This is a genomic window from Bartonella sp. AP20NXHL, from assembly GCF_042196165.1.
Taxonomy (GTDB): domain Bacteria; phylum Pseudomonadota; class Alphaproteobacteria; order Rhizobiales; family Rhizobiaceae; genus Bartonella.
In genome coordinates this window covers 297961-311564 of the sequence record NZ_JBHIPV010000001.1, presented here as the reverse complement: position 1 = coordinate 311564, position 13604 = coordinate 297961, and the positions used below count along the sequence as shown (strand labels likewise).

10 protein-coding genes are annotated in these 13604 nt (G+C 38.9%); 4 read left to right on the top strand and 6 right to left on the bottom strand.

What is annotated here, in order from left to right; translation table 11 throughout:
* Positions 1 to 6 precede the first annotated feature (6 nt).
* Positions 7 to 1902, top strand: a complete 1896-nt coding sequence (gene cobT / locus ACFILL_RS01135) for a cobaltochelatase subunit CobT (RefSeq protein WP_375643055.1) — start codon at positions 7 to 9, stop codon at positions 1900 to 1902.
* 48 nt (positions 1903 to 1950) lie between these two features.
* On the opposite strand, the gene ACFILL_RS01130 is transcribed toward cobT, so the two are convergent.
* The 3 genes from ACFILL_RS01130 to rpmB form a co-directional block, all read right to left on the bottom strand.
* Positions 1951 to 2145, bottom strand: a complete 195-nt coding sequence (locus tag ACFILL_RS01130) for a HaeIII family restriction endonuclease (protein ID WP_375637359.1) — start codon at positions 2143 to 2145, stop codon at positions 1951 to 1953.
* 1143 nt (positions 2146 to 3288) lie between these two features.
* Positions 3289 to 3972, bottom strand: a complete 684-nt coding sequence (locus tag ACFILL_RS01125) for a VUT family protein (RefSeq protein ID WP_375637337.1) — start codon at positions 3970 to 3972, stop codon at positions 3289 to 3291.
* 119 nt (positions 3973 to 4091) lie between these two features.
* On the bottom strand, positions 4092 to 4409 hold the full coding sequence (gene rpmB / locus ACFILL_RS01120) for a 50S ribosomal protein L28 (RefSeq protein ID WP_273787609.1): 318 nt from the start codon (positions 4407 to 4409) through the stop codon (positions 4092 to 4094).
* A gap of 297 nt (positions 4410 to 4706) precedes the next feature.
* Here rpmB and ACFILL_RS01115 point away from each other — a divergent pair, with 297 nt between their 5' ends.
* From ACFILL_RS01115 to ACFILL_RS01105, 3 genes are all read left to right on the top strand, one after another.
* Positions 4707 to 5489 (top strand): SURF1 family protein, encoded by a 783-nt coding sequence (locus ACFILL_RS01115; RefSeq protein WP_375643054.1) that lies wholly within the window; start codon positions 4707 to 4709, stop codon positions 5487 to 5489.
* A gap of 719 nt (positions 5490 to 6208) precedes the next feature.
* The gene (gene purH / locus ACFILL_RS01110) at positions 6209 to 7828 is read left to right on the top strand and encodes a bifunctional phosphoribosylaminoimidazolecarboxamide formyltransferase/IMP cyclohydrolase (protein WP_375643053.1); all 1620 of its coding nucleotides are present in this window, start codon (positions 6209 to 6211) and stop codon (positions 7826 to 7828) included.
* A 349-nt stretch (positions 7829 to 8177) separates the two neighbouring features.
* Complete coding sequence (locus ACFILL_RS01105) at positions 8178 to 8330, top strand: DUF1127 domain-containing protein (protein WP_273790070.1); 153 nt, start codon at positions 8178 to 8180, stop codon at positions 8328 to 8330.
* A 930-nt stretch (positions 8331 to 9260) separates the two neighbouring features.
* Here ACFILL_RS01105 and ACFILL_RS01100 read toward each other — a convergent pair.
* The 3 genes from ACFILL_RS01100 to htpX form a co-directional block, all read right to left on the bottom strand.
* Positions 9261 to 11006 (bottom strand): heparinase II/III family protein, encoded by a 1746-nt coding sequence (locus tag ACFILL_RS01100; RefSeq protein WP_375643052.1) that lies wholly within the window; start codon positions 11004 to 11006, stop codon positions 9261 to 9263.
* 64 nt (positions 11007 to 11070) lie between these two features.
* A complete protein-coding gene (locus ACFILL_RS01095) occupies positions 11071 to 12435 on the bottom strand; it encodes an RsmB/NOP family class I SAM-dependent RNA methyltransferase (protein WP_375643051.1) in 1365 nt (454 codons plus the stop codon).
* Between the two features lie 47 nt (positions 12436 to 12482).
* The gene (htpX, locus tag ACFILL_RS01090; RefSeq protein WP_375643049.1) at positions 12483 to 13529 is read right to left on the bottom strand and encodes a zinc metalloprotease HtpX; all 1047 of its coding nucleotides are present in this window, start codon (positions 13527 to 13529) and stop codon (positions 12483 to 12485) included.
* Positions 13530 to 13604: the final 75 nt, after the last annotated feature.

Genomic DNA, 13604 nt, shown 5'->3' with positions numbered 1-13604 from the left:
TCACTCATGGCTACCGATATTGGCGACAACAAAAATCCGGCAAAAGATTCTTCCAACAACACTCTTAATATTGAAGCTTTTAAAAAAGCACTTTCCACCTGTATGCGTGCAATTGCAGGCACAAACAACCTTGAAGTTTCCTTTAGTCATAACCGACCATCTTTAAGCGAAAGTTGCGCGCGTTTACCAGAATTACCTCAATACGCAACGAATAAAGACATCACCATTACCCGCGGATTAGGTGATTCCATGGCTCTGCGCAAAGCATGGCATGATAACCGCATTCACATGCAATTTTCTCCACTAGAATCAGAAGCACGTGCTGTCTTTGATGCCTTAGAACAAACACGTGTTGAAGCAATTGGTACTTTAGCCATGGAGGGGCTTGCAAAAAATCTTGATATCATGCTCGCCGATAAATACAAAAGAGCCCATTATCATAAGATTAGCAACCAAAGTGAAGCCCCCATCCAAGAAGCAATTGCACTTTTATTGCGTGAAAAAATAACAAAGCGCGCAGCTCCAAGAGAAGCGGGTCCTGTCTTAGAACTGTGGCGTCAAGAACTCGAACAAAAAGCAGCAGCAGAACTCAATGAACTCCCACATCATATTTACAACCAACAAGATTTTGCACAGATTGTTCGCCAAATGCTTGTTACACTCAAAATGACAGTGCAACAAGCTGAAGCTTCTAACAGTGAAAACAATAAAAAATTAAAAAATGCGTGTGAACCTCAAGACCAAGGAGAAGAAGAGAGTAAAAACAAAAAACACGCTCAAAGTGAAGAACAAACCAGCACTGAACAAGAAAGTGATGTGCAAGATGACGGAAAAACACAAGCGACACAATCAAACAACAATGATCAAGCTGACGGCGAGCAAAAAAATGGACCTTGGCAAGAAAAGCCGAGCAAACCCAAACACCTTTTTTCTGATTCGGAACAAATGGAAAGACTTGGCAATTATAAAATCTTCACCCGTCAATTTGATGAAATTTTGGAAGCAACAGATTTTTGTTCTGAGAACGAGTTAGATCACTTACGCCGTTATCTTGATAAGCAAATCAATCATCTCCAAAACATCGTTGGACGTTTAGCAAACCGTCTCCAGCGCCGCTTGATGGCGCAACAAAATCGCAACTGGAAATTTGACCTTGAAGAAGGATATCTTGATACAGCACGGCTTCCACGTCTAATTATTGACCCCATGCAACCCCTTTCTTTTAAAATGGAAAGCAACACCCAATTTCGGAACACAGTTGTTTCACTTCTCATTGATAATTCAGGCTCAATGCGCGGACGCCCCATTAGCGTTGCTGCAAGTTGTGCTGATATTTTGGCACAAACTCTTGAGCGTTGTGGTGTCAAAGTTGAAATTTTAGGTTTTACCACCAAAACTTGGAAAGGGGGCAAATCGCGCGAACAATGGCTTACCCAAAACAAACTCCATAATCCTGGACGCCTCAATGATTTATGCCATATCATCTATAAAAGTGCTGATACCCCATGGCGTCGCGCACGACGCAATTTAGGTTTGATGATGCAAGAAGGATTATTAAAAGAAAATATCGACGGAGAAGCTTTGATTTGGGCTCATCAACGCCTTTTATCACGGCGTGAACAACGTCGCATCCTCATGGTCATTTCTGATGGCGCTCCTGTTGACGATTCGACACTATCGGTCAACGCCAGCAATTATTTAGAAAAACACTTACGCGCAGTGATTCAAGAAATCCAAACACACTCCCCCATCGAACTCATTGCCATTGGAATTGGTCATGACGTCACACGTTATTATCAACGTGCTGTAACAATTATGAATGCTGAAGAACTCGCCGACGCCATAACAAAACAATTAGAAATACTTTTTAGTGATAAAAGGACTCATTTTCATAAGAAATAAACCTGCCTTAAATCAGCAACGATTACATTTAAAACATTATCTCTATCATTAAACCATCGGAATTTGATGGCTAACAACCTGAGAAGATAATCCCACAAATTGAATATCGAACTTTAAAGAAGCTTCTACTTTACTGGATGTATTATGAATCCTAAAAGAAATGCTCCAACCATCTTCAAAAATTATAATGAGTTTGTTTTTACTTTCTGGTTTTAGTGCAACTGATAAAACTTTTCTTGGAATTTTTCATTTACGTCCATATCCCAGAGTGCCATTCAAATTAAAAGACTGAATAATTACCCGTTTTTGTCTCGATCTTGTGTTATTTCATTATATTTAAATATTGAAATACACGTATATAGAAAAATATCTCCACTAGACATAGCTCTAAAGTGCTGCTCTCACAGAAAATATAATGCATAGACTTTCACCTTCAGTAACACAAAAAGATAAAAGTTGTATTTATTATACGCAAAAAAAGAATCATCCAAAGAGGATATTTTAAACACTAAGAATTATTTTATAAAAGAATCAGCATAAATGGATTCATAGCGATTTTTGCCGAAAAATCGCTAAAGCAAGCGAGAGCCAACCTGTTCCTAACCTTCCCAAAACAGTACTCACCACGGGTGATCTATCAACATAAGCTCCCATCTCCTGGATAAAAGAAAAAATCTTTACTCACATAAAATATAAGAAAAACACGAAAAAAAGAATATTACTTCATTCACGAAAAAGAACACACCATTATATATCTTATCCGCACTCCTACTTTAAAGAAACATTCTTCCTTGCTTCCAAGCTTATTTCACGACAGCGCCCATATATGGCATAATGCAAAATCCAGAATCATCCTTTACTTTACAAGCTACAAGCCAAAAGCAAAATCCTACTTTCAAGCTTCCAATGTTTTTAAGATAAATCAATATACTTCCAGCGCCTAATATTGCACTTCTATTACATTAAAGCTCTTCATAAGAGTATTGCTTTCTCAAATGACGTTGTCCGCACGCCAATTCCTCTTATAACATAGGCAAGCAAATGATTTTTATTAACTCAATATAAGAGTATTTAAAACGCGTAAAATTTTATGATATTGAGCTCTTTCACTCAAATGAAAAATATAAGTTATCATTTTAAATCAATCTATTAATAAACATCAGTTGCAATTTCTGTCACATTTAATCATTTGTAAAAAGTATATTAGCCCCTTCTCAAACAAATGACTTTATCTTTTCCTCACAAGAGAATTTTGAAATAAAAAACGCGTTTTGTGTTGGAACTCTTACTTAAGTTGGCAAATGATAAAGTATCCATTATAAATAACGTGCCACACCAAGCATAGCGTACAATTTTCTTGGCTTCATGAAAAAAAGACAAAAATCATTATTTATGACAAACAAAAGAAGAATCATCCTTTGAATGACTTTGATAAAGAGGAAGCTTTACAATATTAAGAATTGTCCCATAAGGAATCAACATCAACAGGCTCATAATAATTTTTACCGAAAAATCACCAAAAGCAAGCGATAGCCAAACTGGCATGCCTATCCCTCCCAAAACAGTACTCTCCACCAGTGAACTATCAGCATACCCTGTTATCTTATCAAGAACAGAAAACGAGCTAGAAAAAGCAAGAGCAAAAAACAGCACTGTATCCAAAGCTGAACCAACCAACGCTGCTGCTAAAGGTGCTTTCCACCATGTTTTACGTCGTAAAGGAGTAAAAACAACAATATCAAGGAGTTGCCCAAATAAAAATGCAAAACTAGAAGCAAGGGCAAGCCGTGGCGTCGCCAATATCCAAGAAACAAAGACCCCCGCAAAAAAACCAGCATAAACCACACGCCGCGCCGCAGATGGACCATAAAAACGATTGGTTAAATCATTGATCAGAAAAGCAAATGGATAGGTAAAAGCCCCATAAGTCAACAGCTCATTTAAATCAAACCAATAGACAGGATATTGAACCAAAATATTAGAAGCCGTAACAGCAAGGCACATTGCAAAAATAGAAAAAACAACATACCTTTTCTTTTGCTGTTCTAATAAAGGACCGCTTGAAGACATTTTTTTAACCTGGGATATGGAACCAATAAAATGAAACGATCAACCTGCAAAAAACTTAACTTCTAGAACAGAAAACCGAAATCAAAGCGTTAATAAACCAAAAAGAATAGCGCTAACAATTACGCTGCTTGTTCAGCCTTTTGCTCACCTTCTTGCTCAGCTTTTTTCTTAATGATTTGGCGTTTTAGCAAACGCGCACGTTGCGACAACTCTTTATCATCTGCTTTAACTAAAAAACCATCAAGGCCACCACGATGCTCAACAGAACGCAATGCACTTGCTGAAATACGCAAGCGATAACTTTGCTGTAACACCTCTGAAATCAATGTCACATTGCAAAGATTTGGTAAAAAACGACGCCGTGTCTTATTATTCGCATGGCTAACATTATTACCATACAAAACCGTTTTCCCTGTCAATTCACATGCACGAGACATAAACTTCACCCTTAAACTCTAAGAAACTTTCAAATCCCCATACCCAAAGGACACAATGAACGCAAAACACGCGCAATGCAACCTTGAACGGGCATCATTGGGAAGTTTCTTTCTAATAGGGGGTCGACAACAAAAGGTCAAGTCTTTTATAAAACCTTTTTCATCTCTTGTTGGCTCATTTTTCATCTTTTTCCTCAATAAGACGTGCAAATTCCGCCAAAAAGCGTACAAAATGTTTTTTTTAAATACATACCATGTTAGAATAAAAGCCTATTGTCCCGAAAGGAAGCATAAATCATGAGCAAAAAAGGGCCCCCCATGACAAAGCTTCAGGGAAATTCTTGCCGTTTTTCTTCTTTTTTATTTGGAACTTTATGTATTTGTTTTTTTCTTCTCTTCAGTGCGTTAGGTATATGGCAAGTACAACGGTTAAACTGGAAAACAAATCTTATCACCAGTGCTAATCAGCGCATTCATTTACCCCCCATAAAAGCCCCCAAAAAAAATCAATGGTCAGATGTTAGTTTTGAAAAATATGAATATCAACCTGTTGTTATCACAGGAAAATTTTTAACAGATAAAAATATCTTAGTCACTGCTGCCGCTCAAAATACTACAGGCTATTGGGTTTTGACTCCTTTACAAACTGCTGATAATACACTGATCTTTATCAACCGTGGCTTTATCCCCATGGATGAACGTAATAATTTTCAAAACTCAGAGAAATCGCATACAAATGCCTCATCTCAGCAAAATTCTACCACGGACACAGAACAAACAATGATTATAGGTTTATTACGCATGAGTGAAAAAAATGGATTTTTCCCGCGTAAAAATAATCCTGACAAAAATTTATGGTATACGCGCGATCTCCCCGCTATGGCACAAAAACTTGGTTTGTCCACTGTTGCCCCTTATTTCATTGATGCCAGAAAAACATCTCCACAAGCAAATCTTCCCGTCGTTGGTCTTACGATTATTCATTTTCGAAATAATCATCTCGTTTATGCAATCACGTGGTTTATTTTAGCTGCTGGTGTGTTAGGAGGTTTTCTTTTTCTGCTACGGCAAAAAAACTAAAAAAATACCTCTTCCATCTCAAGTAACAAAAATTTTTAGAATCTTGAAAACTGATAAAGAGTATAAAATCTACCAACTTTCACCTTTGTTAAATAAAGATCATAGGCATACAATAGATCTTTATACCATTCACAAAAGATTTACGCGACACTCTTTAAAAAATCATCATAAAACGAGGGTTTATTCATTAAAAATGTAATGCCCAAAAATGTGAAGCAATGCATTATCTCCACTCTATAAAAAATTCACTCTTAAAAAACATTGTCATAAACGCTTTTGAAAAACATAAAGCCAAATTTAAAAATGATAGGAAAGATAGGCACTCATTTTTGCCTTTATAATTTTATATTCTTGTTTCATTAGATTGTTTCCCATTTCAGAGATTATTCCAATTGATATACGTAATACTTTCGCCTTCATATAGTATAAAAGCTAATATAGCAGAGAACATACGGAGGCATTTTTTGTTTCACAACTGCTATGAAGATGAGATGTTGAGTTATAAGCAACAAAAAAAACATTTAATTTCTCAACGCGACTTTTATACCTATCACCACACCTCAAATGAGAGGTTTTTACAGGATAATAGAAAAAGGTGAGCATCCTATATTCTAAAAAGACAGTTTATCCTTTCAGTGTATTTTGCTAAAGGCTTATGCTATAAACGTATAAGCGTGTTTTACTAGAATTTTAACTCTTTCATTTTTAAGGCTTCTGTTATGGGTGTTGTTGCCAAAAATTTTCCCATACCTGATCTTCATCGGGTTCGTCGTGTTCTCTTTTCTGTGTCTGATAAAACGGGTGTGGTTGCTTTTGCACAAGCCCTTCATGCTACTTACAATGTTGAATTAATTTCAACAGGAGGAACAGCAAAAACCCTCATAGCAGCTGGTTTACCCGTAAAAGATGTTGCTGAAGTTACCGGATTTCCTGAAATAATGGATGGGCGTGTAAAAACACTCCATCCTTTGATTCATGGTGCTTTGTTAGGGGTAAGAGAAGATCCTAGCCATAGGGAAGCTATGGAAAAGAACAGCATTCATGGAATTGATCTTTTGGTGGTGAATCTTTACCCTTTTGAAGAGACGATCCTATCGGGAGCCGATGGGCAAACGATTCTTGAAAATATTGATATCGGTGGACCGGCGATGATTCGCGCCGCGGCAAAAAATTATGCTTATACCGGTGTTGTAACAGCGATAAAAGATTATGATTCGATTCTAGCTGAATTAAAGCAGCATAATGGATGTTTAAGCTTATCTATGCGTCATCAGCTAGCAATGCGCGCTTATGCACACACCGCTGCTTATGATACGGCAATAGCAACGTGGTTTGCACGGGATTTAAAAATTGAAATTCCATCATGGCAGAGTTTTTCCGGTCATCTTGAAAGTGTTATGCGCTATGGGGAAAATCCACATCAACAGGCAGCATTTTATCGCAATAATGAAAAACGTTTTGGTATTGCAACAGCAAAACTTTTACAAGGCAAAGCGCTTTCTTATAACAATCTGAATGATACAGATGCAGCCTTTGAGCTTGTGGCAGAATTTGATCCGCAAAAAACCGCTGCTGTCGCTCTTATTAAACATGCCAATCCTTGTGGTGTTGCGGAAGGAGAAAATTTGAAAGACGCTTATTTGAAAGCTCTTATGTGTGATAATGTATCGGCATTTGGTGGAATTGTTGCTTTAAATCAAACCCTTGATGAAGAATGTGCTGAAGAAATTGTTAAAATTTTCACAGAAGTGATTATTGCTCCTGATGCCACAATGGCAGCACGTGAAATTATTACCCAGAAAAAAAATCTTCGTTTGCTCATTACAGGTGGAGTTCCTGATCCACGCTGTGGAGGACTTCTTGCGAAAACACTTGCAGGAGGCATTTTAGTGCAATCACGTGATAACGTGGTGGTGGATGATCTTAAATTGCAAGTAGTGACAAAGCGGGCACCAACTCAAGATGAAATGCGTGATCTTCAATTTGCTTTTCGTGTAGCAAAACACGTTAAATCAAATGCTATTGTGTACGCGAAAAATAGCGCAACAGTTGGAATTGGAGCCGGACAAATGAGCCGCATCGATTCAGCAAAAATTGCTGCAAGTAAAGCCGCAGAAAGTGCGCAAAGAGCAGGCTTAACAGAAACCCTTACAAAAGGATCTGTTGTTGCATCAGATGCATTTTTTCCTTTTGCAGATGGTTTATTAGCAGCAGCTGAAGCAGGGGCAACAGCAATTATTCAACCAGGAGGCTCCATGCGTGATGAAGAAGTTATCGCCGCTGCTGATGCACAGGGTTTAGCAATGGTTTTTACAGGAACACGACACTTCCGCCATTAATAATTTTGCTGATTCCCTCTTCGTATAAGACAAATGTTTCAAGGAATTTTTCATAATCATCGTATAACTATTGATAACTATTGAAATGGAAGCAGTTATTCAATCCAAAGAATCTACACGTGAAGAAGTTTATCACCGAAGAAAATGCACATAATTTAGCCATTGTTTAGGGAAAGAATATTGTTCTTGTTGATATTTTTAATGGTTGCCCTTTCACATGAGGAAAATGTTAAAGGGATGCTATCTTGTATGTAGATGCATACCTGTTATGATATTATAACACAACTCTTTTTAGTAATATGCTCTATTCTTAAACTAAAGAGTGTAATGAAAAGTTTGAGTAGAGGATATGAATATTCTACGTTTTTATAGTAATTGGCGCCGTTATCGTCGAACCGTTAATGCGTTAAGTCGTCTTTCAACATATGAACTCAGCGATCTTGGAATTTGTCGAGGTGATATTGATTCAATTGCACGACGTTATTCGCGTAAATCTTTATGAAAGTTGTTTGAGATATTTGAGAGAATGCTTTGCTCTGAAAAAGCGTGCATTTTGTGATTTGTTATTATGCCTTCATTTGTAGTATAATAATAATAAAGAGCAGAAGAGTTGTTTTTCTCAGCCATTGCTGTGTATTGTTTCTCAAATTTTCAGTGTTTCTGTGATATACAACATTTGATTTATAATGATAATTTAGCGTTATTCATATTGAATTAGAACTCCGAATACCGTGAGATTCTTCCATTTAAAATCTATGTATGTTGAATCAACCAAAACCATTCGCCTGCACGTTACAAGCGGGGAGAGCTGTATGGATAAAAACTATTAAGAAAAGGCTAAAAATGCCTCTTATGAACCATCTCTAGTGCCAAGAGTTGTTACAAACATTGGGCACTGATAAATAGTGTGATAGTGCCGAACTGCTCCTTCATAAGCATAAAGATGGGGGGTGCTTAATGGATTTACCGTTATACCCATCACGGGCATCGTCGCAAAATAGGCTTGGAAGCATTAAGGAATTTTTCTTTAAAATAAGTCCGTGAATATACAATACAATAGCGCTCTGTTTTTCGTGAGGAGTGTAGCCCTATTAATGCAACTCTCTCAGAGATAAATATTGATCCCAACAGCACACTTAAAAACTTATCGAAGATAAGCAACGGCTTAATTTTCTTTCCATATCTTTAAAGATATGAAGATCCTTAACCAGTACTCATCTGTCAACAATGGTCTTTCCAAAAACTTTTTTTCTGGAGCCAATCCCTTTTAGCATCACCTCATGAGATTCTATGAGCAAACCTTGCCTAAAAACATCCAACCCATACTCTAACAAAACTCTTCATGTATAAAATTGATATGATCTTCAAATTTTGAGAATATTACCACAATAAACGATAATGTTTTGCGACACGCAAGATAAAACGCAATATACTATGGGTTGGAATAATGTTCTAATTTTTTATCAAACGCTTTACGGATAAAACGCCAACGAACTTTTTCCTGAAATGCTGGACGAAAATATAAAACAATCTGTTGTGTCCGTTGTGGACCTGTTAATTCTGCAAAATCAATCGAATCTTCAAGACAAATATCTGCGTCAGGCGATATAAAATACCATACTTGTTCGCTCTTCACGTTCTCATTCTTTACGGTTAAACATACACGTTTGCCATCATAGTTAACTTCAACTTGTGGATGAAGATGAAACCGAACAGCAACATGATTTTTTTCATTTTGCACACTCTTGTGTCTCTTTCCCCCTTTATTGGGCATAAAAAAGCGATCAAAACCCTCAATCATATCTCCATTTGTCGCCAAAATAAGACCACGCTCATGAATAAGATTAAAGGGTCGCATATAACCATTATGACTCGCAATAAAACCCGTCTTCTCTGAATCCTCTATACGGCACACTTGAACATCTGTTGGTCCATCAAACAAAAATGGCGCGCCATTTTTCTTTTTATGATAAAAAGCACCTACTGAACAATCATTAAGCGTAGCTGTTGAATGTGCTGCAGTAACACGCCCTAAATGTCGATAATCTTCCCGCCCATCAGGATTAACACCGGTATTGATAATAAAACGGTGCCCTTGTGAAGACATTTCAAAAGACAAACACCCCGAACAAGCCTGCTGTGCTACAGAGCGGGGTGGAAACTTTCCTGTATCTGCAAGCACTGTTGTTTGATTGGCTTTTAAGCGGTGAAATCCTGAATAACGGGCATAACTAAAAGGATGTCCTCCTGTTTCATCAAGCTCCAAAAGTGATGATAACCGTTCCGATACAAGGGGACCAACCCCATTAAAATGGGCCAACGTTTGATCCTCATGGATAAAGAATCGTAAAGCTGGCAACATACGCTCAACAGAATCAATCAAAATACGGGGTGCTGTTTCATTGCTACGCATAAAAAGATGCCGTAACGACAATAAATCCGATAACAAATTCAGCAAAATAACAGGACTACGGGAAATATGCCCACCATCAACTAGGATTTGACGGGAAAGCTCCTCTATAAGTGTGGTTTGTACCTTTTTTTTCACTGCCGCTGAAACAGGCAAAGCAAGAGATGCGAATGTCAAAGCCACTGCTGCTTGTAAACGTTGATCATTGTGCTCCATACTACAAATTGTTACGCGCAAATAACGAAATTGCAAACCAAGTGCACGTAAAAAGCGTTTTTCAAACCGTTCACTTGCCCCTTCTAACAACATTTTCGAATGACAAATCCATGAAATCAAGCGCCGCGCCACAACAGGATCACTCCAAGCAAGCCCTTTTACCTTCTTACCAGCATGGTCAAACCAGTCTTCTAAAAGAGAGCGTGCATGTGCAGAAGCTAAATCACTTCCTGCTGCCTCCATATGGCGCAACCAATGAAAATCATGTAGAGCCGCTTCCCATTCTAGCGTTGGTGGAACCAATGAAAACGGAGAAACAGCACCAGAATGAACAATGTGACCAGCAAAAGCAAAACGACCATGATAAAATTCATGCGCCATCATCGGATCAGCTACATGCAAATCCATGGGATGCGCTAAAATTTTATGAGGACGAAACCCTGAAAACCGCCAACGAAACAATGGTCCAACCCATAAACGCCGCATAACATTCTGTATCGTATCGATACAGGCTGCCACTTTTACCTGAGGAGCTTTTACCGCAACCGCCAAAATTTTATCTCCATTTATGCTGAATCAAATACAATTTCGACCATTTTTGTAAATGAAGCGTTAATTAAGCAATTTTTCGTAAGCGCGCAGCAAAAAAACCATCCATTCCTAAAAATACGGTTTTCTCAGCATCAAAATTTTTATGACAAAAATCCGCAGGCGTTGTCCGTAACATCCCCCCACAAAGCAAATGTTCCAGTGCTCCCATTTCCTCTGGATAAATAGGGTCTAAAACAATGTCATTGCGTGTCGATAAAATTTTTTCAATAAGATCTTCACCTTCTTCTCTTGCCAATGAACAATTGGAAAAAACAATCTGTCCCCCCTCCTTTACCAAAGAAATTGCTGCGACAAGCAAATCATATTGCAATGCCACTAACTTGACGATATCTTCCCTCGATTTCGTCCATAAAATATCCGGATGACGACGGATTGTTCCTGTAGAAGAACAAGGAGCATCAAGAAGAACTGCATCAAAAAGCTGTGTGGGATAGAAATTTCTCACATCGCCCTGCCAAATGTGAACTGAAAAATGAAGCCGTTCCATATTTTCTTTTAAACGCTTTACGCGGTTAGCAGAAAGCTCAATTGCTGTCACCTCTGCCCCTTGCAAAGCCAATTGTGCTGTTTTTCCCCCAGGGCTCGCACAAAGATCAGCAACGCGTTTACCCTCAATACTCCCAAGTAAACAAGCAGGCAAAGCTGCTGCAAAATCTTGGACCCACCAAGACCCTTCACGATAGCCTGGTAAATCAGAAACAGAACACTCCAGACGCTTCAATCGAACAGAACCATTGGGCAATACCACACCGCCAAGCCTTTCAGCCCATCCACCACTATCAGATTTCACTGTCAAATCGAAAGGAGGTTCCACACTTTGAATTGCGATAATCTGATGTGCCTTTTCTGTTCCATAAGCTGATATTAAAAGCTGTCCAAACCACGCTGGCACACCTTCAATGGTAGGAACTTGTTGACGTAAAGGCTCTGCCTCACGTGCAACATTGCGCAAAAGAGCATTCACCACCCCTGAAAAACGGCGCATTCGAGGATCAAGTTTCGCCACACGCACAGCTAAATCAATAGCCGCATGATCGGGAATATCAAGATAAAGAATTTGTGCAACACTGATATGCAAAAGATGCTGAAGTGAAAGTGCTTGTGAAGGCAAAGGACGCGCCAAAAAGCGTGAGAGAGCCGCCATAATCTGCCCTCGATGACGCAATGAAGCTGTTAAAATAGCCCGACATAACAAACGATCTCGTTGTGAAAGCTTCAAATATTGTGGATGTCCGTGTTCATTATCCGTCAAACCAGACAGAGGCGTGTACTTATCAACTACCGCCCCCAAAAGACGCACACACACCTGTCGAACAGCTAATCCTGGAACATTTTTTTCAGACACATGCCCCGCTTTTTTGTGTTTCAAACCACCACCTTTATATCACAGTTTTCTCAAGAGCTCCCTCAATAATTCTATGAACGAGATCTTTTTGAATTTTCATAACGAAGCCAAGAAGGACGTTTTGTAACACGCTGAAAAGAACTATTTTCTTTCTCACCTAATGCATGAGTCTGACCACTATGAAAATCTCCATAGTTCATCCCGCTGCTTTTTTCATGTATAGCGTCTTCTTTATTCCATCCCACACTTTTGGCAAGAGCCCCTTTCATCTCTTCTGCTTGCTGATAAAGAGCAGCAATACGATTTGCAGTTGCTGGATGTGTCGAAAAAAGACTATCCGCTCCCTCACCGCTCAAAGGATTAATAATAAACAGATGCGCGGTTGCTGGATTATGCTCTGCTTCTTCATTATATACCCCACGTCCCCCATCAGCAATCTTACGCAATGCCGAAGCCAACCATAAAGGATTACCACATATTTCAGCCCCTCTCCGATCCGCAGCATATTCCCGTGTACGGCTAATCGCCATTTGCACCAGCATCGCTGCAAAAGGCGCCACGAGCAATGCAATAAATCCTCCAATTGCCCCAGCGCCATGAGAACCTTCTGAAGAGTTACGCTGTCCTCCCATAAAGAAAGCAAAATTACCAAGCATTGAAATTGCCCCTGCAATCGTTGCGGTCAGAGTCATTGTTAACGTATCACGATGCTCAATATGTGCGAGCTCATGCGCCATAACGCCGGCAATTTCCTCAGCGCTTAACCGCTCTAACAACCCAGTACTTGCAGCAACAGCTGCATTTTGCGGATTACGTCCCGTTGCAAAAGCATTTGGCTGTGCATTCTCAATAACATAAACCTTTGGTTGAGGAAGAGAAGCCTTTTGTGCTAAATCGCTTACAATCTTATAATAAACTGGTGCTGAATGCTGATCAACTTCACGCGCCCCGTACATGCGTAAAACGATTTTATCTGAATTCCAATAAGAAAAAAAGTTTAAACCACTTGCCATCAAAAGAGCAATGACCATGCCACCGCCCCCTCCAACAAGATAACCAACTCCCATAAAGAGAGCAGTTAAAAAAGCCAAAAGCATAGCTGTACGCATTATATTCATTACTCAAAAAACTCCATGATAAAAGTCAATCAATACTATATGATGGTGTTTTCTTTCTGCTTCTTCAATGGAATA